Here is a 22,976-nt window from a genome sequence, read left to right on the forward strand (position 1 = left end):
AACGGCGCGCGGAGCGTGCCGTTGGGGGGCGAGGGGGTCCTTCACTTGCCGCGGCCGGTCTCTTCCTGGAGCTCGTCGATCTTGATCGAGGCGTCGGCCTTGCTGATGTCGGTGGGGACGTCCTCACCGGCCTGCTGGGCCAGCGTCGACAGGTAGCTCTTCTGCGCACCGGTGGCGGGCTCGTCGCCGGTCACCCAGTCGTTGGGGTCCTTCTCGGCGGTGGGGTCACCGGGCTGGCCGGTGTTGACCTTCGACTCTGATTCGCTCATGTGTTCGAGGCTAGGCGGGTACCGGGGAGTCCGCGCGGCGAGCGCCCGCGGGCTGCGGGGCCCGGCCCCGGGCGGTGCAGGACAGCCGCGCCCGGGCCTCCTCGATGCGCCGGCCGGTGAGGTAGACGTGGCTCTGCCCGCACGGGCACCCGACCGCCACGGCGACCACGCCGGGGCGGGTGCGGGGGTCGGCGACCGGGCGCACCCGACGGTCGGCGACCAGCTGGTCGGAGTGGGTCACGGGGCAGGTGATCAGCAGCATGGGAGCAGCCTGGCGCGGTCCGGCCGGGACCAGAAGTGGCAGGAACGACCACGATCGTCGATTTCCTGCCATGCTCTGCCGCATGAGCGACCCGCGTCCCCTGGTGGTGAGCGTCCTGGCCGGCAACGGCACGCTCGGGGCCTTCGGGCTGGGCTCGGCCAGCGAGGTGTTCGGCTACGACCACACCCGCTTCGGCCTGCCGCGCTTCGACTACGCGCTGGTGGCCGAGGTGCCGGGCCTGGTCCGCACCGACACCGGCCTGACCGTGGTCGTCGAGCACGGGCTGGACCGTCTGGCCCTCTCCGACGTCGTGGTGGTGACCGCCCGGCACGACGAGGAGGCGCCCTGCCCGCCCGCGGTGCTCAACGCGTTGCGCGCGGTCCACGCCCGCGGCGGCCAGCTGATCAGCCACTGCAGCGGCGCCTTCGTGCTGGCCGAGGCCGGCCTGCTGGACGGCCTGCGCGCCACCACGCACTGGCGGATGGCCGGTGACCTGGCTGCCCGGTTCCCCGCCGTCGACGTCGACCCCCGGGTGCTCTACGTCGACGAGGGGTCGGTCATCACCGGGGCCGGCACGGCCGCCGGGGTCGACGCCCTGCTGCACTGGGTGCGCCGCGAGTACGGGCCGGGACCGGCCAACGCGCTGGCCCGGGAGATGGTCGTGCCCCCGCACCGGGACGGCGGGCAGGCCCAGTACGTCGACACCCCGGTGGCCCGGTGCGAGGACGACCTGTTGGGCGTCGTCCTGGGCTGGGCCCAGGCGCACCTGGCCGAGGAGATCACCGTCGACGGCCTGGCCCGCCGGGCGCTGATGAGCCCGCGCACCTTCGCCCGCCGCTTCAAGGCCACCACCGGGACGACGCCGCACGCCTGGTTGCTGGACCAGCGGCTGGCCGCGGCCGAGACGCTGCTGACCGACTCCGACGCACCGGTGGAGGAGGTGGCCCGGCTGGTCGGCTTCGGCACCGCGGCCGGGTTGCGCGAGCAGTTCGCCCGCCGCCGGGGGATCAGCCCGCGGGCCTACCGGCAGGCCTTCCGCACCCGGCTGGGCTCAGGTGGTGGGTCGGTGCCGGTGGACCTGGACCGGCACCGGGCGGGGGCTGGCGGGGTGCGGGGCGATCAGGCCGAGGTCCAGGCGGGCCTCGGTCAGCCGGCGTAGCTCGGCGTAGGCGGGCCGGCCCAGGAGCTCGGTGAGCTCGGCGGCGTAGGTCAGCACCAGCGGCTCGGGCGCGACGTGGGCCAGCGGTGACCCGGTGCACCACCAGTGCAGGTCGGCGCCGCCGGGGCCCCAGCCGCGGCGGTCGAACTCCCCGATGCTGCTCACCAGCACCCGGGTGTCGTCGGGGCGGTCCACCCACTCCTGCTCGCGGCGCACCGGCAGCTGCCAGCACACGTCGGGCTTGGTCTCCAGCGGGTGCCGGCCGGTGCGCTCGGCCAGCCCGTGCAGCGCGCAGCCCCCGCCGCCGGGGTGGTCGGCCCGGTTGAGGAACACGCAGGCCCCGTCCACCACCCGGGTGCGCAGTGCCTGCTCCCCGTCGTCCTCGAGCTCGTCGGGCTCGGTCCAGTCCGCGGCCCACTCCGGGCGACGCTGCCAGTCGGCGCCGGTCAGCTCGGCGACGGCCGCGGTGACCCGCTCCAGGTCGTCGGTGTCGGTGAAGAACGCGCCGTGGTTGCAGCACCCGTCCTCGGCCCGCCCGGCGACCACCCCTGCGCAGCCCCGGCCGTAGACGCAGGTCCACGCCGAGGTCAGCCAGGTCAGGTCGGCACGCACCCGGTGGTCGGGGTCGGCCGGGTCGGTGAACTCCACCCACTCCCGGGCGAAGTCCGGCCCGACCTCACCGCTCACGTCGTCCTCGGGCACCGGTCCAGTCCACCACGTGCGGGCCGGCGCCCGGCCACCCGGCAGACTGTCCGACCATGCGGCTGGGAGTGCTCGACGTCGGTTCGAACACGGTGCACCTCCTCGTGGTGGACGCCCACCGCGGCGCCCACCCGACCCCGGCGCACGACGACAAGTCGGTGCTGCGGCTCTCCGAGCACGTCGGGGACGACGGAGTGCTGTCCAAGGCGGGGGAGAAGGCGCTGCTGGCCGCCGTCCGCCGGGCCCGGCAGGTCGCCGACGAGCAGGGCTGCGAGGAGCTGCTGGCCTTCGTCACCTCGGCCATCCGGGAGGCCTCCAACGGCCCGCGGGTGCTCGAGCGGGTGCGCGAGGCCACCGGCGTCGACCTGCAGGTGCTCACCGGGGAGGACGAGGCGCGGCTGACCTTCCTCGCCGTCCGCCGCTGGTTCGGGTGGAGCGCGGGCCGGCTGCTGGCCCTGGACATCGGCGGCGGCTCGCTGGAGCTGGCCACCGGCATCGACGAGGACCCCGACGTCGCCCTGTCGCTGCCCCTGGGCGCCGGCCGGATGACCCGCCGGTTCCTGCCCTCGGCGCACGGCGGCGGCACCCCGAGCCTGGAGGCCCTCGCCGAGCTCGACGCGCACGCCTCCCGCCTGCTCGCCCCGGCGGCCCGGCGGCTGGCCGCGGCCGGGCCCCCCGATCTCGTGGTCGCCACCTCGAAGACCTTCCGCACGCTGGCCCGGCTGACCGGGGCCGCGCCCTACTCGGCCGGCCTCCGGGTGCCCCGCCAGATGAGCGCGGTGAGCCTGGGGCAGCTGGTCGGGTTCGTCTCCCGGATCGACGCCGGGGCGCTGTCGCAGCTGCAGGGCGTCTCGGTCGACCGGGCCCACCAGGTCGCGGCCGGGGCGGTCGTGGCCCGGGCGGCGCTGCGGGCGGTCGACGTCCCGTTCGTGGCAATCTGCCCCTGGGCGTTGCGCGAGGGCATCATCCTGCGCCGACTGGACGCACTGGAGGGCGCGTGAGCGATCCCGTGGACCACTCGGTCCGCTCCCTGGCCGAGATCCTGCGTGAGCACGGCCTGGAGTCCGAGGCGGGCACCCGGCCGGGCACGTCGGGCCCACCCGCCGGACGGCGCCGCCGTCCGGGTGAGGGGTCTACCAGGCCCCCGGTCTCCGGTGGGGACCGGCGCACGGGCGACCGCCGCAGCGCCGGCCGCCGGGCGGACGACGAGGCCACCCCCGCGGCCGAGCCCGCGCCACCCCGTGTCGGTCGCCGCAAGACCGACGTCGACCTCCCCGAGCCGGTCGCCCCCGGACAGGGCGTGCTCTTCGAGAGCGGGCCCACCACGGCCGCCATCCCCGGCCTGCGCCCCTCCCGCACCCCCGGGGTGCCCGGTGGCGTGGGGTCGCGGTCCGGTGCGCCCGACCTGGCCTCGACCGGTCCGATCCCCAAGGTCGTGCTGCCGGCGGCCGAGGAGGAGCGCGAACCGCTCACGGGGAGGCAGTCGGCGCTGGCCTGGGCCCGCTTCGCCGCGGAGCTGCTGGTGGCCGTCGGGGTCGGCATCGGCGTCTACTACCTGTTCACCGTGCTCTGGGAGCTCCTGCCCTACCTGGCGGCGGTCGCCGCCCCGGTCGTCGTCACCGGTCTGGTCGGTGGGGTCGCCACCTGGCGGGCGAGGCAGAAGCAGCCGCCGCTGGAGACCCGGGTGCTGCTCGTGCTGCTGTTCGCCGGCACCCTGCTGGCCGTGGTGCCCGCGGCCGGGTTGCTCTCGGGCACCTGACCGGCCCCCGCTAGCGTCTGCGCGTGACCAGCGCACCCACCCCCGCACCCGGCCACGGCCGCACCGGACTCGCCGTCGTCGGCGGCGGGAAGATCGGCGAGGCCCTCGTGTCCGGCCTGGTCCGGCGTCCCGGCGCTGCCGCGGGCATCGTCGTCGTCGAGCGCAGCCCCCAGCGGGCCGCCGAGCTCGTCGAGCGGCACGGCATCCGCGCGATGGACCTCGCCGCGGCTGCCGCGGCCAGCAGGGTGCTGCTGCTGGCGGTCAAGCCGCAGGACGTCGACACCCTGCTGGGCCTGCTGGCCCCGCACGTGGACGGCGACCACCTCGTCGTCTCCGTCGCCGCCGGCGTCCCGACCGCCCGGATCGAGGCCGCCCTGCCCCCGGGCACGCCGGTCGTGCGCGTCATGCCCAACACCCCGGCGCTGGTCGACGAGGGCATGAGCGTGCTGTCGGCCGGGGCGCACGCCGACGAGACCCACCTGGACGAGGCCGAGGCGCTGCTGTCGGCGGTCGGCCAGGTGCGCCGGGTGCCGGAGTCCCAGCAGGACGCGGTCACCGCGCTGTCGGGCAGCGGCCCGGCCTACTTCTTCTTCCTCGTCGAGGCGATGATCGACGCCGGGATCCTGCTCGGCCTGCCGCGCACGCTGGCCGCGGACCTGATCGTGCAGACCGCCCTGGGCGCGGCGACCATGCTGCGGGACTCCGGGGAGCACCCGGTGCAGCTGCGCGAGGCGGTCACCAGCCCCGGCGGGACCACGATCGCGGCCATCCGCGAGCTCGAGCGGCACGGGGTGCGGGCCGCCCTGATCGCCGCCATCGAGGCCGCCCACGACCGCTCGGTCGAGCTCGGTCGCTGAGCCCGATCGAGGGTCGTCCGAGGGGGTGACGGAGACGGCCGTCGGTCTCTACGCCCCTCGACACCCGCCCGTGGGGCTGCGACACGCCCGAGTGGCACGTGGTGCGGTTGTTTTCGAGCGAACCGCTCCGTCCTCACCCGTGGTGAACATGTGACAGCAGTCCGTCCAGACCGGCACAACCCTGTCGCCACCGAGCGTCATGACGACGTGTCGACCCGGCAACGACGCGCCGTCAGGGGGTGACCACGCTCTGTCGTGTCGACATGTGCCCAGGACGGACCGGTCCGCTTGTCCGCTTCACCCATCGCATCTGTCCCAACCGCCCCCTAACGTCTCTTCCAGCACGTACGTGTCCCGTCCGCCGGTGGGGAAGCCGGCGGCCCGATTCGTGCCAGGTAGCGGAGATGAACAGATGACCATGCCCCAGCGCAGCACCGGCTACAACGCCCGTCCCGCTCAGCCCGGCCCGCGACCCGTCGCCCGCCCGGTCTCGGCTGCGTCGGTCGCCCGTCCCGTGCCTGCAGCCCACCCGGCCGCCGGCCCGGTCAACCGCCAGGCCCCTGCGGCCCCGCAGCGGTCGGCCGTCACGTTCCTCACCGTCGCCGAGGTCGCCGCGATGATGCGGGTCTCCAAGATGACGGTGTACCGCCTGGTGCACGGTGGCGAGCTCTCGGCCGTCCGCGTCGGCCGGTCCTTCCGGGTGCCCGAGCGCGCCGTGCAGGACTACCTGCGCGACGCGTACACCGACATCGCCTGAGGAAGGACCCCTCCGCCCCCCGACCGACGCTCCGCGCCGGCCGGGACCCTGCGAAGGGGCCGGGGCCGAGGGCCCCAGGTAGGCTCGGTCGCTGAACGCCGTGCCCCCACCGGGGGCGGCGTCACGAGCGGAACACCCTCGCGCGGTGCCCGGCGTGACCTCCGGGTCGCTCGTCGGGTGCCGGCGACCACGACGTCGGGAGCATCACATGGGTTCGGTCATCAAGAAGCGCCGCAAGCGGATGGCGAAGAAGAAGCACCGCAAGCTGCTGAAGAAGACGCGCGTCCAGCGTCGCAACAAGAAGTGAGCTGACGCTCGTGCCGCCCGCGGTCGTGCTCGTCACCGGTGTGAGCCGGTGGCTGGGCGGGGCGCTGGCGGCCGAGCTCGCGGCCGACCCCTCGATCGAGCGGGTCATCGGGGTGGACTCCGTGCCCCCCGGCCCCGAGGCGCTCCGCCGCCTCGGGCGCACCGAGTTCGTGCGTGCCGACATCCGCAACCCGCTGATCGGCAAGGTCATCGCCTCGGCGTCGGTCGACACCGTCGTGCACATGAACATCAGCTCCACCCCGGGCGGATCCGGTGGGCGCACGTCGATGAAGGAACTCAACGTCATCGGCACGATGCAGCTGCTGGCCGCCTGCCAGCGCGCGCCCTCCGTCCGGCGCCTGGTGCTCAAGTCCACCAGTGCGGTCTACGGCGCCAGCCCCCGCGACCCCGCGGTGTTCACCGAGTCCATGCAGGCCCGCCGGGTGCCCGGTGGTGGCTTCGCCAAGGACAGCCTGGACATCGAGGGCTACGTCCGGTCCTTCACCCGCCGGCGGCCCGAGGTCGACGTCGCCGTGCTGCGGTTCACCAACTTCATCGGCCCGCGGATCGACTCGCTGCTCACCGGCTTCCTGCGGATGCCCGTGGTGCCGACCGCGCTGGGCTTCGACGCCCGCGTCCAGCTGCTCCACGAGGACGACGCCGTGGCCGTGCTGGTGCGGGCCACCACCGGGGACTTCGCCGGGACGGTCAACGTCGGCGCCCCCGGCACCGTGCTGCTCTCCCAGGCGATCCGCCGGCTGGGCCGGGTCGCGTTGCCGCTGCCGAGTGCGGCGATGGGGCCGCTGGGCCGGCTCACCCGGCAGGCCGGGATCACCGACTACTCCCCGGAGCAGATGCGCTTCCTCAACTTCGGCCGGGTCGTCGACACCCGGGTGCTGCGCGAGGAGTTCGGCTACACCCCGCGCTTCACCACCGAGCAGGCCCTGGCCGACTACGCCCGCACCGTGGCCCCCGTCGTCCGGCCCGAGCTGGTCGGCGGCGTCGCGGCCGCGGCCGAGCACGTGGTCGGGCAGGTGGCCACCCTCCTCGACGACGTCGGCTCGCTCGCCGGCGGACGTCGTCGCCCCGGCACCCCGGTCGCCGCCGGGCTCCGGGCGGTGCGCGATGCCTGAGGCCCGCGTCATCCGGTTGCACCCCGACGGCCCGGAGCCCCCGCCCGAGCCGGCCCCGCCCGGCAAGGGCTGGGACGCCCACGTCGCCGGCGGGCTGGAGTTCCTCCGCCGCCGGCTCACCGGGGAGTACGCCACCGACGAGTTCGGGTTCGACCCCGACCTCGCCGACCACCTGCTCATGCCGGTGCTGCGCCCGCTGTTCGAGAAGTGGTTCCGGGTCGAGGTGCTCGGCCTGGAGAACGTGCCCGACGTCGGGGGCGCCCTCGTCGTCGCCAACCACTCCGGCACCATCCCGGTCGACGCGTTGATGACCACCGTCGCGCTGCACGACGAGCACCCCGCCGAGCGCCGCTTCCGGCTGCTGGGCGCCGACCTGGTGTTCCAGGTGCCCTTCATCGGCGCGATGGCCCGCAAGCTCGGCGCGACGCTGGCCTGCAACGAGGACGCCGAACGGCTGCTCTCGGAGGGCGAGCTCGTCGGGGTCTTCCCCGAGGGGTTCAAGGGCGTGGGCAAGCCGTTCAGCGAGCGGTACACCCTGCAGCGTTTCGGCCGCGGCGGCTTCGTCACCGCCGCCCTGCGCACCGGGGCGCCGATCGTGCCGTGCGCCATCGTCGGGGCCGAGGAGATCTACCCGATGATCGGCAACGCCAAGACCGTCGCCCGGGTGCTCGGCCTGCCCTACTTCCCGGTCACCCCGACGTTCCCGCTGCTGGGCCCCGCCGGGCTGGTGCCGTTGCCCTCGAAGTGGTTCATCGCCTTCGGTGAGCCGATCGAGACCGCGCACTTCGGCCCGAACGCCGCCGAGGACCCGATGCTGGTCTTCAACCTCACCGACCAGGTGCGCGAGACCATCCAGCACTCGCTCTACCAGCTGCTCCTCAAGCGCCGGTCGGTCTTCAGCTAGAACGGCCAGACGTTGCGTCGGCGCAGCGCCAGCAGGCCGCTGACCGCGCCGCCGCCGAGGGCCGCCGCACCCAGGGTGGGGACGCCGATGCGCGCCGCCTTGCGGCCGGTGCGGAAGTCCTTGACCACCCAGCCGCGGGACCGGGCGACCGCCTTGAGCTCGGCGTCGGGGTTCACCGCGACCGCGGTGCCCACCAGGGACAGCATGGGCAGGTCGTTGGAGGAGTCGCTGTAGGCGGTGCAGCGACGCAGGTCCAGGCCCTCCCGCTCGGCCAGCGCCCGCACCGCCTGCGCCTTGGCCTCGTGGTGCATCAGCTCACCGACCAGCCGGCCGGTGTAGGCGCCGTCCACCACCTCGGAGACCGTGCCCAGGGCGCCGGTCAGGCCCAGCCGGTGGGCGATGATCGAGGCCAGCTCGATCGGGGTCGCGGTGACCAGCCAGACCCGCTGACCGGCGTCGAGGTGCTGCTGGGCCAGCAGCCGGGTGCCGGCCCAGATGCGGTCGGCCATCAGCTCGTCGTAGATCTCCTCGCCGGCGTCGACGATCTCGACCACCGTCTTGCCGGCGATGAAGGCCAGTGCGTTGTCGCGCACGGTGTGCAGGTCGATGGCCTGCTCGCTGCCGGCCACCCGGAACTTGGCCTGCTGCCAGACGAAGGAGGCCACGTCGCGGCCGGTGAAGTACTTGCGGGCGGCCAGGCCACGGGCGAACCAGAACAGCGAGGCGCCCATCATCATCGTGTTGTCGCAGTCGAAGAACGCCGCCGCGGTGGGGTCGGGCTCGGCGGCCGCGGGGGGCTCGACCTCCGTGGCCGCCGCCGCGGCGGCACCGGCGACGAGGGCGCGGGTCTCCTCGTCCTCGATCAGCGCCGGTGTGCGGGCGCGGGCTCCGCGGAAGGGGACTCGAGCCACCGGTGGACCCCCTGGGACTGTCGGGACGGACGGACGGTCGACCGGGGACGACCCTAGCGGCAGCCGACCGTCACCAGCGGGGGCAGGCAGGCCTCGATCGGGCCCACCGGGGGCAGCTCGACCAGCGCGCCACCCGAGGTCGTGGGGACCGCGGTGGGGACCGGGACCGGGAGCGGCAGCCCGGCCGTCGGCGCGGACGACGTCGGGGCGGCGGGAGCAGCCGTGGTGGGTGCCGGTGAGCCGGCGCCACCGGTCCCGCCGGCGCCGCCGCCCTGACCGCCCCCGGTGCTCGCAGCGCCCCCGGAGGTGGGGGCCGCGGTCGGGGCCGCCGTCCCGGGCGCGGGGGCCGCGGTGCTCGGGGCGACCGAGCCGGGCACCGGGGCCGTGGTGGTCGAGGTGGCCGGCCCGGTGGCGCTGACGCAGGCGCTGGGGACGGGACCCAGGGCATCGCTGCCGGCGGTGACCGGGCCGCCGGGGCAGTCCAGGGCGGCCAGGAGGGCGGTGGCCCGGGCGGCCACCTGGGAGACGATCTGCCGGGATTCGCTGACCTCGGTCACCGCGGCCTCGGGCACCGAGGGCTGGAGCGCGTCGAGCCCGCTGCGCTGGCCGTCCGCCCAGTCCGACAGCACGCCGAAGGAGGCCCGGTCCTGGGCCTGCAGGGCGTAGGTGGTGAGCGCCGAGGCGCCCTCCCGGGTCTGGTCGTCCATGGTGTCGAGCACGCTGGTCACGGTGGCCGCGTCCAGGCCGCCGGCGGCCAGCACGACGTCGGGACCGTCGGCCGTCGGGGCGGCCGCGGGCAGGGCACCGGCCTCGCCGGCGGCCAGCTCGCCGAGCTCCTGGAGCCGGGTCGAGGCGAAGCCCAGCAGGGTGAGCCCGCGCTCGGAGTCCGAGGCGAGCGCGAGCTGGGTCTGCTCGGTGCCCCGCTTGAGGTCGTAGAGCAGGTCGCCGGGCTCGGCGCCCTGCGCCAGGGCCACCACACCGCCCAGTGCGGCGACGGTCAGCGAGGCACCGGCCAGCCCCGCGGTGAGGCGGGTCCGCCACGGCGATGCGGGTGCGTCGACGGCGCGGCGGGCCAGGACCCGCTGCGCCAGGGTCGGTGCGGGCTCCGGCGTGCGGACGGCGGCCATGGCCACGAGCCGGGCCCGCTGGGCCGACCGGACGTCGGCCTCGAGGTCGGGGGCGTCCCGGGAGAGCAGCGCCAGCCGCGTCAGCAGGGCGTCGGCGGGCGTGACCGGGCCGTCCCCGGCCTCGACCGTGGGTCCCTCCTGCGCGCCGTGCCTCACTGCCGTCCTCCGTCTGCCCCGTGCAGCCCCGAGGGGGCCGTCACCAGGCGCAACGACGGTCGCCGGGTACCGGTACGGGGTACCGATGGGTAACTTGTCACACCCGTCGGGCTCATCGCAGACCCTCCGGCAACAGCGAGCCCAGCCGCTTGACCGCGCGGTGCTGCAGCGCCTTGATCGCGCCGTCCTTCTTGCCCATCGCGGCCGCGGTCTCGGCCACCGAGAGGCCCTGCAGGAACCGCAGCTCGATGCACTCGCGCTGCTCGTCGCCGAGCCGGCCGATGCAGGAGAGCAGCTCGGCGTTGGTGAGCCCCTGCAGCACGGCGTCCTCCGGGCCGTCGGTGGCCCGGTCGGCGTCGCGCATGTCGGCGGTGCTGACCTCCAGCCGGAACCGGCTGCTCTTCACGTGGTCCCGGACGATGTTGCGGGCGATGGTGACCAGCCAGGCCCCGACGTCGCGGCCCTGGAAGGACAGCGAGTCGATCCGGCGCAGCGCGCGGACGAAGGTCTCGCTGGTGAAGTCCTCGGCGGTCTGCCGGTCGGAGACCCGGTGGTAGAGGAAGCGGAAGACCATGTCGGCGTACCGGTCGTAGAGCAGGCCGAACGCCTCGGCCTCGCCCTCCTGGGCGCGCTGGACCAGGGTCCAGACGGCGATCTGCTCCTCGCCCTCGGGCTCGAGGGGGAGGTCGTCCCCGAGGTCCTCGAGGTCCTCGACGTCCTCCTCCGGCTCCGGCTCCGCGGGGACGGCGACGACCGGCGGGGCGTCGTCGACCGGGCGGCGGGGTGCCGGGGTGGGCCGGTCCGTGGTGCGCGGACGGGGCGAGGGCCGGGGGCGGGGGACCGTGGGGAGGTCCTCGGAGTCGGGGGCGGCGGCGCGTCCGGACAGCGGGGCGGCATCGGTCGGGTGCGGACGGGCCACTGCCTCGTGCACCTCCTCGTCACCGGACCGGCGGACCTCGCACGGGGCGACCTGCGCAGGTGGGGCCCATGGTGACAACATCCGTGGCCTGCGTCCACGCGGGACCCCCCGGGACGAGCGACGCAGCCGACTGACGAGGGAGTGGTCCCGGTGCCGGCACACCACGACGACGACGGCGGCGCGGACGGCGTCGCCACCTTCGACGGGCTGTTCCGGGCCGCCGCGCGCGCCACCCCGGACGCCCCCGCGCTGGTGCAGGGCGACCGCCGGCTGACCTGGTCCGAGGTCGACGCCCAGGTGGACCGTACCGCCGCCGGCTACGCCGCCCGCGGGCTCGCCGCCGGCGACCGGGTGGCCGTCCAGCTGCCCAACGGCGTGGACTGGGTGCTGGCGGTGGTGGGCGCGTTGCGGGCCGGCCTGGTCGTCGTCCCGGTCAACCCGGCCTACACCGACCCCGAGCTCGAGCACCTGCTCACCGACTCCGGCGCCCGGCTGGTGGTGGCCACGCAGGAGCGCACCGGCCCGGCCGGGGTGCCGGTGCTGGACGGCCCGCCGGAGTCCGACGACGCCCCGCCGGCCCCGCCCTCGGACGCCTCCGCACTGGCCCTGCTGGCCTACACCAGCGGCACGACCGGGCGCCCGCGCGGCGCGATGCTCACCCACGCGGCGCTGCTGACCAACCAGCGGCAGGTGCTCGCCGTCGAGCCGGCACCGGTGCGCCCGGGCGACGTCGTGCTGCTGGTGCTCCCGCTGTTCCACGTCTACGGGCTCAACGGCGGGCTCGGGCTGACCGCGGCGACCGGGGCGTGCGGGGTGCTGGTGGACGCCTTCGACCCGGTGTCCTCGCTGGAGCTGATGGCCGCCGAGGGCGTCTCGGCCGTCCCCGGCGCCCCGCCGATGTACCAGGCCTGGCTGGCCGCGGCCGACCACACCGGCTCGGACACCGCGCTGCGCCGGGCGTTCGCCGCCGTGCACACCGCCAGCTGCGGGGCCGCCCCGCTGCCGGCCCGGGTCTGGACGGCGATGCGCGACCGGGCCGCGGTGACGGTCTGGGAGGGCTACGGGCTCACCGAGGCAGCCCCGGTGCTGGCCACCACGCTGGTCACCGGCCGGGCCAAGCCCAGCTGCATCGGCGCCCCGGTGCCCGGGGTGGAGCTGGTGCTGCGCGACACCGCCGGCGGCCCGGGCGCCGGGCCGGACCCCGGCAGCAAGGTGCGCGAGGACGTGTTCGGCGACCCGTGGGGCGACGACCCCCCGGACAGCGCCGGCGAGGTCTGCGTGCGCGGGGCCAACCTGTTCTCCGGCTACTGGCCCGACGGCGCCGACGGCCCGGACGACGAGGGCTGGCTGGTCACCGGGGACATCGCCTACCGGGACGCGGTCGGCGACCTGCACCTGGTCGACCGCCGCCGTGACCTGGTGCTGGTGAGCGGGTTCAACGTCTACCCCGGCGAGGTCGAGCGGGTGCTCGACGCCCACCCGGAGGTGGCGGAGGCCGCGGTCATCGGGGTCCCCGACGACCGGACCGGGGAGTCGGTGCGCGCCGTCGTCGTCCGCACGCCCGGGTCGCAGGTCGACGTCCAGACGCTGCGCACCTTCGCGGCCCGCTCGCTGGCTCGGTTCAAGGTGCCCTCCTCGGTGCGGTTCGTGGACCAGCTGCCGCACTCGCTCACCGGCAAGGTGAGCCGCGCCCGCCTGCGCGAGCTGGGGCTTGACCGGATGGCCGCGGAGACCCAGGAGGTCGAGGGGGTGACCCGGGGTGACTGAGCCGGAGACCCCGCGGCTGCAGCTGCTGACCCGGGACGGCTGCCACCTGTGCGCGGTGGCGGCCGAGACGCTGGGTCGGCTGGCCGAGGAGGCGTCGCTCACGGTGACCGCCGTCGACGTGGACGGCGACCCCGAGCTGCAGGCCGAGTTCGGCGACCGGGTGCCGGTGGTGCTGCTCGACGGGCGGGAGCACTCCTACTTCACCGTCGACGTGCCGCGGCTGCGCCGGGACCTCGGCACCGCCTGAGACGGCTCCGGCGGGCCGCCGTAGGGTGCTCTCCACCACAGCGGACGCGCATGACCTGCACAGACGCCCGCAGCGACTTTGTTCCTGCGTTCACAAGCGGTTACCGTGGCGTTGCCGGAGCGAGACGTGCCCCGGCACCCCCGATGTCTGCGAGATCGCCCGGGCTCCCGCCCGTCGCGCGGTCTCCGACCGCTGTGGAGTTGGCCCGTGATGCAGCCGCGGCCCCGGATGATCCCGGAGGCCACCGTCGCCCGGTTGGCGGTGTACCTGCGTGTGCTCGCCGGGCTCTCCGGCGGCGGTCGCAGTCACGTGTCCAGCCAGGAGCTGGCCTCGGCCGCCGGGGTCAACCCGGCCGGCCTGCGCAAGGACCTCTCCTACCTGGGCCCCTGCGGGGTCCGCGGGGTCGGTTACGCGGTGCCCGCGCTGCGCGAGCGGCTGGCCCGGGCCCTCGGGGTCGAGCAGCAGCGCGCCTGCGTGCTGGTCGGCATGGGCAACCTGGGCTCGGCCCTGGCCGGGTACGCCGGCTTCGGCAGCCGCGGCTTCACCTTCGTCGGGCTGCTGGACGCCGACCCCGCCCGGGTCGGTGACCTCGTCGGGGACACCACCGTGCGCCCGGTCGAGGACCTGGAGGCCGTGGTGGCCGAGCACGGCGTGACCATCGCCGTCGTCACCACCCCGGCCGAGGTCGCCCAGTCGGTCTGCGACCGGCTCGTCGCCGCCGGCGTGCGCAGCATCGTGAACTTCGCCCCCCAGGCGCTCACCGTCCCCGCCGGCGTCGACGTCCGGCAGGTGGACCTCTCCGTCGAGCTGCAGGTGCTCGCCTTCCTCGACCAGCAGAAGGGCGTGCAGCTGGTGCCCGACACCGTCCCGACCGACCTCACCGCCGTGGGGGTCGCCCGATGAGCCTGCTCGCCGTCGGCATCAGCCACCAGACCGCGCCGGTCGCCCTGCTCGAGCAGGTCGCGATGACCGGGGACGACACGGCCAAGACCCTGCACGAGCTGCTGGACTCCGAGCACGTCTCCGAGGCCCTGGTTCTCGCGACCTGCAACCGGGTCGAGGTCTTCGCCGAGGTCGACCGCTTCCACGGCGGGGTCACCGACGTCAGCCGGGTGCTCGCCCGGCACGCCGGGGCCACCGTGGAGGACCTGTCGCCCTACGTCACGGTGCACTACGAGGACCAGGCCATCGGCCACCTCTGCACCGTCGCCGCCGGTCTGGACTCGATGGTCGTCGGGGAGACCCAGGTGCTCGGGCAGCTGCGGGCGGCGTACGCGCTCGCGCAGGCCGAGGGCACGATCGGCCGCGAGCTGCACCCGATCACCCAGCGCGCGCTGCGGGTGGGCAAGAGGGTGCACTCGGAGACCGGCATCGACAAGGCCGGCGCCTCGCTGGTGTCGGTGGCCCTGGAGCGGGTCACCGAGCGGATCGGCGACCTGGCCGGGCGTCCGGTGCTCGTCGTCGGCGCGGGCTCGATGGGCGCACTGGCCGCGACCACGCTGGCCCGCCGCGGCGCCGCCCTCACCGTCGCCAGCCGGACGCCGGCCTCGGCCGCCCGGCTCGCCGAGTCCCTGCAGGGCCGGTCCGCCGACCTGGAGTCCCTCGCCGAGGAGCTGGCCCTCGCCGACGTGCTGGTCACCTGCACCGGTGCCACCGGCACCGTGATCGGCACCGACGTGGTCACCTCGGCGATGGTCGGCCGCGACCGTCCGCTGGTGGTCGTCGACCTGGCCCTGCCGCGCGACGTCGACCCGGCCGTGGGCGCGCTGCCCGGGGTGCACGTGGTCGACCTCGCGATGCTGCAGGGCGAGCGCGCCGAGCGGCACGCCGGCTCGCTGGCGGGGACGGTGGCCAGCGACGACATCGCCGCCGCGCACGCCCTGGTCGAGCTGGAGACCTCGCTGCTGCGCGCCGAGCGGCAGGCCGCCGCCGTGGCGCCCACGGTGTCCGCGCTGCGCAGCCAGGCCGCCGGGGTAGTCGACGCCGAGCTGCTGCGGCTGTCGACCCGGTTGCCCGACCTCGACGCCCGGGCGCGCAGCGAGATCGCCCGCACCGTGCGCCGGGTCGTGGACAAGCTGCTGCACGAGCCGACCGTGCGGGTCAAGGAGCTCGCCGGGGCCCCGGGCGGCACCGACTACGCCGACGCGCTGCGCGCGCTGTTCGGGCTGGGCCTGGACGCCGACACGAGCTCGGCCACCCTGGCCGAGGCCGTCGTGGACGCCGACCTGCCCGCGGGCACCGGCCGGCCCCGGGTCGACCGGGAGGTCTCGTGACCCGCCCACCGCTGCGGCTGGGCACCCGGCGCAGCAGGCTGGCGCTCACCCAGTCCCAGCACGTCGCCGATGCCATCACCGCGGCCAGCGGGGTCCCCGTCGAGCTGGTGCACATCACCACCGAGGGCGACCGGTCGGCCGCGGCCATCACCCAGCTGGGCAGCACCGGGGTGTTCGTCAGCGCGCTGCGCGACGCCCTGCACGCCGGCACGGTCGACCTCGCGGTGCACAGCTACAAGGACCTGCCCACCGCCGAGGAGCCGGGGCTGACCATCGCCGCCGTCCCGGCCCGGCAGGACCCCCGCGACGCCCTCGTCGCCCGCGACGGCCTGACCCTGGGGGAGCTGCCCGTCGGCTCCACCGTCGGCACGGGCGCCCCGCGCCGGGTGGCCCAGCTGCGCGCGCTCGGTCTGGGCCTGGAGGTCGTGCCGATCCGCGGCAACGTGGACACCCGCATGGGCAAGGTCAGCAGCGGCGAACTGGACGCGGTGGTCCTCGCCCGGGCAGGCTTGGCCCGGCTCGACCGGCTCGAGGCGGTCACCGAGGTGCTCGACCCGCTGCAGGTGCTCCCCGCGCCGGCGCAGGGGGCGCTCGCCGTGGAGTGCCGCAGCGACGACGCGACCACCCGGTCGTTGCTGGCCGCCCTCGACGACGCGGGCGTCCGCGCCTGCGTCGTGGCCGAGCGCACCGTGCTGGCCACCCTGGAGGCCGGCTGCAGTGCCCCGGTCGCCGCGCACGCGGAGATCGGCGAGGCCGAGGACGGCAGCGACGAGCTGTACCTGCGGGCCTCGGTCACCGCGATCGACGGCAGCGACGCCGTCCGCGGGTCGACGTCGGGCCCCGCGGCCGACCCGGCCCGGCTGGGCCGCGAGCTCGCCGCCGAGCTGCTCGACCGCGGCGCGGCGGCCCTCATGGCCGTCAGCCGATGACCCACCGCACCACCCAGCAGCACCCCACAGACCCCCGATCCACCCGCAAGCGACCCCACCCCGGGGATCAGATGAGGAGCACGCGATGACGCGCTCACGCAAGCAGACCGGCCGAGTCGTGTTCGTCGGCGCCGGTCCCGGCGACCCCGGACTGCTGACCACCCGCGCCGCCGACGCCCTGGCCGCCGCCGACCTGGTCATCACCGACGCCGACGTCCCGGCGCCGCTGACCGACGCGGTCCGCGAGGCCCACCCCGACGTCGAGCTGACCGTCGCCAGCGGCGAGCCCGCCGACACCGCCAAGACGGCGGTGGCCGCGGCCAAGAACGGCTCGGTCGTCGTCCGGCTCGTCGCCGGTGACCCGTTCACCACCGACGCGGTGGTCAAGGAGACCCTCGCGGTCACCCGGACCAGCGTGCCCTTCGACGTCGTCCCCGGCGTGGCCGTCGGCACCGCGGTGCCGGCCTACGCCGGTGTCGCGATCGGTGCCGGCTCGGTGCAGGCCGACCTGCGCGGGGAGACCCCCACCGACCTCGCGGCGCTTGCCGCCGCGTCCACCGGCACCGGCAGCCCGCTGGTGCTCCAGGTCGCTGCCGACCAGCTGGCCGGCGTCGCCGCGGGCCTGGTCGAGGGCGGGCTGTCGGGTTCCACCCCGGTGGTCGTCACCGCCGAGGGCACCGGCACCTCGCAGAAGTCGGTCGCCGCCAAGCTGTCCGCGGTCGCGGAGAAGACCGCCGGGGTCGAGGCCCTCACCGGCTCCGTCGTCGTCACCGTCGGCGCCGTCGTGGACAAGCGCGCCAAGCTCTCCTGGTGGGAGTCCCGCCCGCTGTTCGGCTGGCGCGTGCTGGTCCCGCGCACCCGCGAGCAGGCCGGGGAGATGAGCGACCGGCTGCGTGCCTACGGCGCCGTCCCGGTCGAGGTGCCCACCATCGCCGTGGAGCCCCCGCGCAGCCCGGCCCAGATGGACCGCGCCGTCAAGGGCCTGGTCACCGGCCGCTACGGCTGGATCGTGTTCACCTCCACCAACGCCGTGCGCGCCGTCCGGGAGAAGTTCGCCGAGCTCGGCCTGGACGCCCGCGCGTTCGCCGGGGTCAAGGTCGCCTGCGTCGGTGAGCAGACCGCCGACGCCGTCCGCGAGTTCGGCATCGTGCCCGAGCTGCTGCCGGCCGGGGAGCAGTCCTCCGAGGGCCTGCTGGTGGACTTCCCGCCCTACGACGACGTGTTCGACCCGATCGACCGGGTCCTCCTGCCGCGTGCCGACATCGCCACCGAGACCCTCACCGCGGGCCTGAAGGACCGCGGCTGGGAGGTCGACGACGTCACCGCCTACCGGACGGTGCGCGCCGCGCCGCCGGCCGCCGCCGTGCGCGAGGCGATCAAGGGCGGCGGCTTCGACGCCGTCTGCTTCACCTCCTCCTCCACCGTGCGCAACCTGGTCGGCATCGCCGGCAAGCCGCACGCCCGCACCGTCGTCTCGGTGATTGGCCCGGCCACCGCGGCCAGCGCCACCGAGTTCGGCCTGCGGGTCGACGTGCAGCCCGAGACCGCCGCGGTCGGCCCGCTGGTGGACGCCCTCGCCGCGTTCGCCGAGGCCCGCCGCGCCGAGGCCGCCGGGGAGACCGCCACCAGCGAGGACGCCGAGTGAGCGGCGGGGCGCACCCGGGCTTCGCGCGGGGACGGCGGCTGCGCTCGACCCCGGCGATGCGGCGGATGACCGCGCAGACCCGGGTGAGCCCCGCCGACCTCGTGCTGCCGGTCTTCGTCAAGCAGGGCGTCACCGACCCGGTGCCGATCAGCTCGATGCCCGGCGTCGTCCAGCACTCGCTGGACTCGCTGCGGAAGGCCGCCCACGAGGCGGCCGAGGCCGGGATCAGCGGGCTGATGCTCTTCGGCATCCCCGCCGACAAGGACGCGGTGGGCTCCCAGGCCGACGCCGCCGACGGGATCGTCAACGTGGCGCTGCAGCAGCTGCGGGCCGACCTGGGCGACGAGCTCGTGCTGATGGCCGACCTGTGCCTGTGCGAGTACACCGACCACGGGCACTGCGGCGTGGTCACCCCGGCCGGCGTGGTCGACAACGACCCCACCCTGGACCGCTACGCCGCGGTGGCCGTGGCCCAGGCGCAGGCCGGGGCCCACCTGGTCGCCCCCAGCGGGATGATGGACGGGCAGGTCGCGGCGATCCGCGCCGGCCTGGACGCCGCCGCGTTCACCGAGGTGCCGATCCTGGCCTACGCGGCCAAGTACGCCTCGGGCTTCTACGGCCCGTTCCGCGAGGCCGCGGAGGGCGCCCCGCAGTTCGGTGACCGCTCGACCTACCAGATGGACCCGCCCAACGCGGCCGAGGCGCTGCGCGAGGTGGCCCAGGACCTCGCCGAGGGCGCCGACGCCGTCATGGTCAAGCCGGCGCTGCCCTACCTGGACATCGTCCGGCAGGTCGCCGACGCCGTCGACGTGCCGGTCAGCGCCTACCAGGTGAGCGGTGAGTACGCGATGGTCGAGGCGGCCGCCGCCCGCGGCATGGTCGACCGGCAGCGCGCGGTGCTGGAGACCCTCACCTCGATCCGCCGGGCCGGCGCGGGGACCGTGCTGACCTACTGGGCGGTCGAGGCAGCCGGCTGGCTGCGCTGATCCCGGTGCTGAACCGCTGATGGAACCCAGCTACCGGGAGCCGGGTGGGTCCTGGCGGACCTTCTACGGCGTCACCGCGGTGTTCCTCGTCCTCGCCGTCGCCGACGTGCTGCTGCCCGGGGGCGACGTGCCGCCGCTGCTGTGGGTGCTGGCCATCGTCGTGGTGCTGGGCATCATCGCCGCCGGCGTGGTGTCGGCCGACCGGGTGTGGACCGTGCAGGTCGAGGGCCGGGGCACCGACGCGACCCTGGTCGTCGGCCGGGAGCGGCTGCCGTTGGCCGAGGTCGACCTGCACGCGCTGCGCACCGGCAGTGCGGGGGTCGACGTCGGCGCCCCGGTGCTCGGTGGCGGGGTCACGGTGCCCAAGGGCAGGGTCGGCCTGCCGCTGCGGCGCACCGACGGCACCACCGTGCTCGCCCCCACGCGCCGCCCCGCACAGCTGACGGAGGCCCTGCTCACAGCTCACCCGGGGGCCACCACCCCGCCCGACGCGCCTGGGACAGTGGGGGCGTGACCTTCCCGTACGAGGCCCCCGCATCGGCCGAGCTGTTCGCCCGGGCCGCCCGGGTGACCCCCGGTGGCGTCAACTCACCCGTGCGCGCGTTCCGCGCCGTGGGGGGCACCCCGCGCTTCATGGCGTCGGGGTCCGGCCCCTGGATCACCGACGTGGACGGGCGCCGTTACGTCGACCTGGTCAGCAGCTGGGGACCGATGATCCTGGGCCACGCGCACCCCGCCGTGGTCGAGGCCGTGGTGGCCGCCGCCGGGCGTGGGTTCTCCTTCGGCACCCCCACCGCCGGGGAGATCGACCTGGCCGCCGAGATCGTCGACCGGGTGGACGCCGTCGAGCAGGTCCGTCTGGTCAACTCCGGCACCGAGGCGGTGCTGTCGGCGATCCGGCTGGCCCGCGGTGCGACCGGTCGTCCCGTCGTCGTCAAGTTCGCCGGGTGCTACCACGGGCACGTCGACGCGCTGCTGGCCTCGGCCGGTTCCGGCGTCGCGACCCTGGGCCTGCCCGACACCCCCGGTGTCACCACCGGGGCGGCCGCGGACACCGTGGTGCTGCCCTACAACGACGTCGCCGCGGTCGAGGCCGTGTTCGCCGAGCGCGGCAGCGAGATCGCCTGCGTCATCACCGAGGGCGCCGCCGGCAACATGGGCGTCGTCCCCCCGCTGGACGGGTTCAACGCGCACCTGCGCCGGATCACCGCCGCGCACGGCGCGCTGCTGGTGGTCGACGAGGTGATGACCGGGTTCCGGGTCACCCGGGCCGGCTGGCAGGGCCTGGACCCCGTCGACGCCGACCTGTTCACCTTCGGCAAGGTGATGGGCGGTGGCCTGCCGGCCGCGGCCTTCGGCGGCAAGCAGCACCTGATGGAGCAGCTGGCCCCGCTCGGGCCGGTCTACCAGGCAGGGACGCTGGCCGGGAACCCCGTCGCGGTCGCCGCGGGGCTGACCACGCTGCAGCACTGCACCCCCGAGGTCTACGAGCGCTGCGACGCGGTCGCCACCACCCTGCGCGGTGCGGTGTCGACCGCGCTGTCGGCGGCCGGGGTGCCGCACCGGGTGCAGCGGGCCGGCTCGATGTTCTCGGTCTTCTTCGTCCCCGACGAGCGCGTCGTGCGCGACTACGACGACGCCCGCACCCAGGAGACCGCGCAGCACACCGCGTTCTTCCACTCGATGCTCGCCCAGGGCGTCTACCTGCCGCCCTCGGCCTTCGAGTCGTGGTTCGTCAACGCCGCGATGGACGACGAGGCCGTCTCCCACGTGCTCGACGCGCTGCCGGCCGCGGCCCGCGCCGCCGCCGGGGCCACCCCGGGCACCGCCCCCGCGGTCTCCCACGACGCCCAGGTGCTCCAGCCGTGACGACCACCGTGGTGCACGTGATGCGGCACGGCGAGGTGTTCAACCCGTCCGGCGTGCTCTACGGCCGCCTGCCCGGGTTCCACCTGTCCGACGCCGGCCACGGGATGGCCGCCACGGCCGCCGACTGGTTCGCCCAGCGGCCGCCGATCACCCACCTGGTCGCCTCGCCGCTGCAGCGCGCGCAGGAGACCGCGGCCCCGATCGCCACCGCGCTGGACCTGCCCATCGCCACCGACGAGCGGCTGATCGAGGCCGGCAACTCCTTCGAGGGCCAGACCTTCGGGGTCGGCGACGGCGCGCTCAAGCACCCGGCCAACTGGTGGCGGCTGCGCAACCCGTGGACGCCCTCCTGGGGCGAGCCGTACACCGAGATCGCCGGGCGGATGACCGGTGCCGTGCACGCCGCCCGGGACGCCGCCCGCGGCTCGGCCGCCGTCTGCGTCAGCCACCAGCTGCCGATCTGGACCCTGCGGCTGAACGCCGAGGGCCGCTCCTACCTGCACGACCCCCGCAAGCGGCAGTGCGGGCTGGCCAGCGTCACCTCGTTCACCTTCGAGGACGACCGGCTGGCCCGGGTCGACTACGCCGAGCCCGCCGGCCCCGCGGGGAAGGGCACGGTGGGTGGCGCATGAGGAGGCTGCTGGGTCTCGCACTCGCCGGCGCCGTGCTGACCGGGTGCACCACCGGGGCCAACGCCGTGGACGTCAACAACGGCGGGGAGTTCCGGTTCGTCGAGGGCACCCCGTCCGGTGACGTCATCCCCGAGGCCGAGCGGGCCTCCGGTCCGGAGTTCTCCGGCACGCTGCTCGGCGGCGGGGAGTTCGAGTCCACCTCGCTGGACGGCGACGTCGCGGTGCTCAACTTCTGGGGCTCCTGGTGTCCGCCCTGCCGGGTGGAGACCCCCGAGTTCCAGGAGGTCTACACCGAGGTCCAGGACCAGGGCGTGCAGTTCCTCGGGCTGAACGTCAAGGACCAGGAGCAGCTCGCCCAGGCCTTCGTGGAGAACGTCGGCGTCACCTTCCCCTCGGTCTTCGACCCCGCCGGTGAGGTCGCGCTGGCCTTCCGGGACTACCCGGCCACCGCCATCCCGTCGACGATCGTGCTCGACCGCGAGGGCCGGGTGGCCGCCGTCTACACCGCGGCCGTCTCGCAGGAGGACCTCCGCGCCGCCCTCGACCGGGTCCTGGACGAGGGCTGAGCCGTGGGTGAGACCTTCGCCGGACTGGTGACCGACGGCCCGCTGCTGGTGGCCGCCGCCGTGGCCGCGCTGGTCGGGCTGATCAGCTTCGCCTCGCCCTGCGTGCTGCCGCTGGTGCCCGGCTACCTGTCCTACGTCACCGGCCTGGTCGGCACCGGCGTCCGCACCGCGACCCCGGCCACGCCGGCTCCGGCCGGGGACGGCGCGGTGGCCACCGCGGTGCGCGCCCCGGTCGACGAGCGCTCCCCGCGTGGCCGGATGGTGCTGGGCGCGGTCCTCTTCGTGCTCGGGTTCACCGCCGTGTTCGTCGCCTTCGGCGCCGCGTTCGGCGGGCTGGGCCGGCTGCTGCTGGTGCACGCCGACGTCATCACCCGGGTCATGGGCGGGGTCACCGTGCTCGTCGGCCTGGGTTTCCTGGGCTGGCTGCCGTTCCTGCAGCGCACCAAGAAGCTGTCGGTCAAGCCGGCCACCGGGCTGGCCGGGGCGCCCCTGCTCGGGGTCGTGTTCGGCCTGGGCTGGACCCCCTGCCTGGGCCCGACGCTCTCGGCGGTCAACTCGCTGGCCTTCACCGAGGCCACCGCGGCCCGTGGCGCCTTCCTGGGCGTCGCCTACTGCCTGGGTCTGGGCGTGCCGTTCGTGCTCGTCGCCCTCGGCGCCCGCTGGGCGGTGGGCGCGACGACCTTCCTGCGCCGGCACGCCGCCGCCGTCAGCCGCTTCGGCGGTGCGGTGCTGATCGTCGTCGGACTGCTCCTGCTCACCGGCGCCTGGACCGAGATGATGATCTGGTTCCGCTCCTGGATCGCCAGCACCGGCTTCGGGGAGGGACTCCTGTGACCACGAC

At 75.4% G+C, this 22,976-nt stretch carries 26 protein-coding genes; 20 read left to right on the plus strand and 6 right to left on the minus strand.

Features of this window, described 5'->3' with window-relative positions:
• Positions 1 to 41: 41 nt before the first annotated feature.
• Positions 42 to 269, minus strand: coding sequence for a DUF3072 domain-containing protein (locus ASG36_RS13180; protein WP_055764455.1), 228 nt, complete (start codon positions 267 to 269; stop codon positions 42 to 44).
• Between the two features lie 10 nt (positions 270 to 279).
• Positions 280 to 531, minus strand: coding sequence for a hypothetical protein (locus ASG36_RS13185; RefSeq protein ID WP_055764457.1), 252 nt, complete (start codon positions 529 to 531; stop codon positions 280 to 282).
• An 82-nt stretch (positions 532 to 613) separates the two neighbouring features.
• Here ASG36_RS13185 and ASG36_RS13190 point away from each other — a divergent pair, with 82 nt between their 5' ends.
• A complete protein-coding gene (locus tag ASG36_RS13190; RefSeq protein WP_055764459.1) occupies positions 614 to 1,690 on the plus strand; it encodes a helix-turn-helix domain-containing protein in 1,077 nt (358 codons plus the stop codon).
• Here ASG36_RS13190 and ASG36_RS13195 read toward each other — a convergent pair.
• Positions 1,583 to 2,392, minus strand: coding sequence for a hypothetical protein (locus ASG36_RS13195; RefSeq protein ID WP_055764462.1), 810 nt, complete (start codon positions 2,390 to 2,392; stop codon positions 1,583 to 1,585). The genes ASG36_RS13190 and ASG36_RS13195 overlap by 108 nt on opposite strands.
• A gap of 56 nt (positions 2,393 to 2,448) precedes the next feature.
• Here ASG36_RS13195 and ASG36_RS13200 point away from each other — a divergent pair, with 56 nt between their 5' ends.
• The 7 genes from ASG36_RS13200 (at position 2,449) to ASG36_RS13225 (ending at position 8,108) form a co-directional block, all read left to right on the plus strand.
• On the plus strand, positions 2,449 to 3,393 hold the full coding sequence (locus ASG36_RS13200) for a hypothetical protein (protein ID WP_055764464.1): 945 nt from the start codon (positions 2,449 to 2,451) through the stop codon (positions 3,391 to 3,393).
• The gene (locus ASG36_RS13205) at positions 3,390 to 4,151 is read left to right on the plus strand and encodes a hypothetical protein (RefSeq protein ID WP_082523069.1); all 762 of its coding nucleotides are present in this window, start codon (positions 3,390 to 3,392) and stop codon (positions 4,149 to 4,151) included. Before ASG36_RS13200 ends, ASG36_RS13205 begins: the two co-directional genes overlap by 4 nt.
• Before the next feature lie 23 nt (positions 4,152 to 4,174).
• The gene (gene proC / locus ASG36_RS13210) at positions 4,175 to 5,008 is read left to right on the plus strand and encodes a pyrroline-5-carboxylate reductase (RefSeq protein ID WP_055764467.1); all 834 of its coding nucleotides are present in this window, start codon (positions 4,175 to 4,177) and stop codon (positions 5,006 to 5,008) included.
• A gap of 514 nt (positions 5,009 to 5,522) precedes the next feature.
• The gene (locus ASG36_RS13215; RefSeq protein WP_055765112.1) at positions 5,523 to 5,765 is read left to right on the plus strand and encodes a helix-turn-helix domain-containing protein; all 243 of its coding nucleotides are present in this window, start codon (positions 5,523 to 5,525) and stop codon (positions 5,763 to 5,765) included.
• Positions 5,766 to 5,973: 208 nt separating this feature from the next.
• Positions 5,974 to 6,072, plus strand: coding sequence for a 30S ribosomal protein bS22 (locus ASG36_RS21570; RefSeq protein ID WP_012854759.1), 99 nt, complete (start codon positions 5,974 to 5,976; stop codon positions 6,070 to 6,072).
• Between the two features lie 10 nt (positions 6,073 to 6,082).
• The gene (locus ASG36_RS13220; protein WP_055764469.1) at positions 6,083 to 7,204 is read left to right on the plus strand and encodes an NAD-dependent epimerase/dehydratase family protein; all 1,122 of its coding nucleotides are present in this window, start codon (positions 6,083 to 6,085) and stop codon (positions 7,202 to 7,204) included.
• Positions 7,197 to 8,108 (plus strand): lysophospholipid acyltransferase family protein, encoded by a 912-nt coding sequence (locus tag ASG36_RS13225; protein ID WP_055764471.1) that lies wholly within the window; start codon positions 7,197 to 7,199, stop codon positions 8,106 to 8,108. Before ASG36_RS13220 ends, ASG36_RS13225 begins: the two co-directional genes overlap by 8 nt.
• On the opposite strand, the gene ASG36_RS13230 is transcribed toward ASG36_RS13225, so the two are convergent.
• The 3 genes from ASG36_RS13230 to ASG36_RS13240 all read right to left on the minus strand — a co-directional run bounded on the left by ASG36_RS13230 (position 8,105) and on the right by ASG36_RS13240 (position 11,221).
• Positions 8,105 to 9,019: an HAD family phosphatase gene (locus ASG36_RS13230; RefSeq protein WP_082523070.1), complete on the minus strand. Its 915-nt coding sequence runs from the start codon at positions 9,017 to 9,019 to the stop codon at positions 8,105 to 8,107. The two genes, ASG36_RS13225 and ASG36_RS13230, sit on opposite strands and share 4 nt — an antisense overlap.
• Before the next feature lie 53 nt (positions 9,020 to 9,072).
• A complete protein-coding gene (locus ASG36_RS23025) occupies positions 9,073 to 10,302 on the minus strand; it encodes a DUF5667 domain-containing protein (protein ID WP_055764473.1) in 1,230 nt (409 codons plus the stop codon).
• 112 nt (positions 10,303 to 10,414) lie between these two features.
• The gene (locus ASG36_RS13240) at positions 10,415 to 11,221 is read right to left on the minus strand and encodes a sigma-70 family RNA polymerase sigma factor (RefSeq protein WP_055764475.1); all 807 of its coding nucleotides are present in this window, start codon (positions 11,219 to 11,221) and stop codon (positions 10,415 to 10,417) included.
• A 150-nt stretch (positions 11,222 to 11,371) separates the two neighbouring features.
• On the opposite strand from ASG36_RS13240, the gene ASG36_RS13245 reads away from it, so the two are divergent.
• The 12 genes from ASG36_RS13245 (at position 11,372) to ASG36_RS13300 (ending at position 22,969) form a co-directional block, all read left to right on the plus strand.
• Positions 11,372 to 12,988 carry a class I adenylate-forming enzyme family protein gene (locus tag ASG36_RS13245; RefSeq protein ID WP_055765117.1) on the plus strand — a complete coding sequence of 539 codons (1,617 nt, stop codon included), beginning with the start codon at positions 11,372 to 11,374 and terminating at the stop codon, positions 12,986 to 12,988.
• Positions 12,981 to 13,235, plus strand: coding sequence for a glutaredoxin family protein (locus ASG36_RS13250; protein ID WP_055764477.1), 255 nt, complete (start codon positions 12,981 to 12,983; stop codon positions 13,233 to 13,235). Before ASG36_RS13245 ends, ASG36_RS13250 begins: the two co-directional genes overlap by 8 nt.
• A 210-nt stretch (positions 13,236 to 13,445) precedes the next feature.
• Positions 13,446 to 14,138: a redox-sensing transcriptional repressor Rex gene (locus ASG36_RS13255; RefSeq protein WP_055765120.1), complete on the plus strand. Its 693-nt coding sequence runs from the start codon at positions 13,446 to 13,448 to the stop codon at positions 14,136 to 14,138.
• Positions 14,135 to 15,508, plus strand: coding sequence for a glutamyl-tRNA reductase (locus ASG36_RS13260; protein WP_055764480.1), 1,374 nt, complete (start codon positions 14,135 to 14,137; stop codon positions 15,506 to 15,508). The genes ASG36_RS13255 and ASG36_RS13260 overlap by 4 nt, the downstream gene beginning before the upstream one ends.
• Entirely contained in the window at positions 15,505 to 16,437 is a 933-nt protein-coding gene (gene hemC, locus ASG36_RS13265) for a hydroxymethylbilane synthase (RefSeq protein WP_055764482.1), read from the plus strand. The genes ASG36_RS13260 and hemC overlap by 4 nt, the downstream gene beginning before the upstream one ends.
• Positions 16,438 to 16,522: 85 nt before the next feature.
• Positions 16,523 to 18,082: a uroporphyrinogen-III synthase gene (locus ASG36_RS13270; RefSeq protein WP_055764484.1), complete on the plus strand. Its 1,560-nt coding sequence runs from the start codon at positions 16,523 to 16,525 to the stop codon at positions 18,080 to 18,082.
• Positions 18,079 to 19,068, plus strand: a complete 990-nt coding sequence (hemB, locus tag ASG36_RS13275; RefSeq protein ID WP_055764486.1) for a porphobilinogen synthase — start codon at positions 18,079 to 18,081, stop codon at positions 19,066 to 19,068. Before ASG36_RS13270 ends, hemB begins: the two co-directional genes overlap by 4 nt.
• Positions 19,069 to 19,087: 19 nt before the next feature.
• Positions 19,088 to 19,582 (plus strand): hypothetical protein, encoded by a 495-nt coding sequence (locus ASG36_RS13280; RefSeq protein WP_055764488.1) that lies wholly within the window; start codon positions 19,088 to 19,090, stop codon positions 19,580 to 19,582.
• Positions 19,579 to 20,937, plus strand: a complete 1,359-nt coding sequence (hemL, locus tag ASG36_RS13285) for a glutamate-1-semialdehyde 2,1-aminomutase (protein WP_055764490.1) — start codon at positions 19,579 to 19,581, stop codon at positions 20,935 to 20,937. Before ASG36_RS13280 ends, hemL begins: the two co-directional genes overlap by 4 nt.
• Positions 20,934 to 21,569, plus strand: coding sequence for a histidine phosphatase family protein (locus ASG36_RS13290; RefSeq protein WP_055764492.1), 636 nt, complete (start codon positions 20,934 to 20,936; stop codon positions 21,567 to 21,569). The genes hemL and ASG36_RS13290 overlap by 4 nt, the downstream gene beginning before the upstream one ends.
• Entirely contained in the window at positions 21,566 to 22,135 is a 570-nt protein-coding gene (locus ASG36_RS13295) for a TlpA disulfide reductase family protein (protein WP_055764495.1), read from the plus strand. The genes ASG36_RS13290 and ASG36_RS13295 overlap by 4 nt, the downstream gene beginning before the upstream one ends.
• Before the next feature lie 3 nt (positions 22,136 to 22,138).
• A complete protein-coding gene (locus ASG36_RS13300) occupies positions 22,139 to 22,969 on the plus strand; it encodes a cytochrome c biogenesis CcdA family protein (protein ID WP_055764497.1) in 831 nt (276 codons plus the stop codon).
• Positions 22,970 to 22,976 lie beyond the last annotated feature (7 nt).

The organism is Geodermatophilus sp. Leaf369 (assembly GCF_001424455.1).
Classification (GTDB): Bacteria; Actinomycetota; Actinomycetes; order Mycobacteriales; family Geodermatophilaceae; genus Klenkia.

Excerpts from the sequence above, each read along its gene's own strand:
- ASG36_RS13180 (WP_055764455.1), bottom strand. The coding sequence starts at position 269 with ATGAGCGAATCAGAGTCGAAGGTCAACACCGGCCAGCCCGGTGACCCC.
- ASG36_RS13185 (WP_055764457.1), bottom strand. The coding sequence starts at position 531 with ATGCTGCTGATCACCTGCCCCGTGACCCACTCCGACCAGCTGGTCGCC.
- ASG36_RS13190 (WP_055764459.1), top strand. The coding sequence starts at position 614 with ATGAGCGACCCGCGTCCCCTGGTGGTGAGCGTCCTGGCCGGCAACGGC.
- ASG36_RS13200 (WP_055764464.1), top strand. The coding sequence starts at position 2,449 with ATGCGGCTGGGAGTGCTCGACGTCGGTTCGAACACGGTGCACCTCCTC.
- ASG36_RS21570 (WP_012854759.1), top strand. The coding sequence starts at position 5,974 with ATGGGTTCGGTCATCAAGAAGCGCCGCAAGCGGATGGCGAAGAAGAAG.
- ASG36_RS13225 (WP_055764471.1), top strand. The coding sequence starts at position 7,197 with ATGCCTGAGGCCCGCGTCATCCGGTTGCACCCCGACGGCCCGGAGCCC.
- ASG36_RS13255 (WP_055765120.1), top strand. The coding sequence starts at position 13,446 with ATGCAGCCGCGGCCCCGGATGATCCCGGAGGCCACCGTCGCCCGGTTG.
- ASG36_RS13260 (WP_055764480.1), top strand. The coding sequence starts at position 14,135 with ATGAGCCTGCTCGCCGTCGGCATCAGCCACCAGACCGCGCCGGTCGCC.
- ASG36_RS13270 (WP_055764484.1), top strand. The coding sequence starts at position 16,523 with ATGACGCGCTCACGCAAGCAGACCGGCCGAGTCGTGTTCGTCGGCGCC.
- ASG36_RS13280 (WP_055764488.1), top strand. The coding sequence starts at position 19,088 with ATGGAACCCAGCTACCGGGAGCCGGGTGGGTCCTGGCGGACCTTCTAC.
- ASG36_RS13295 (WP_055764495.1), top strand. The coding sequence starts at position 21,566 with ATGAGGAGGCTGCTGGGTCTCGCACTCGCCGGCGCCGTGCTGACCGGG.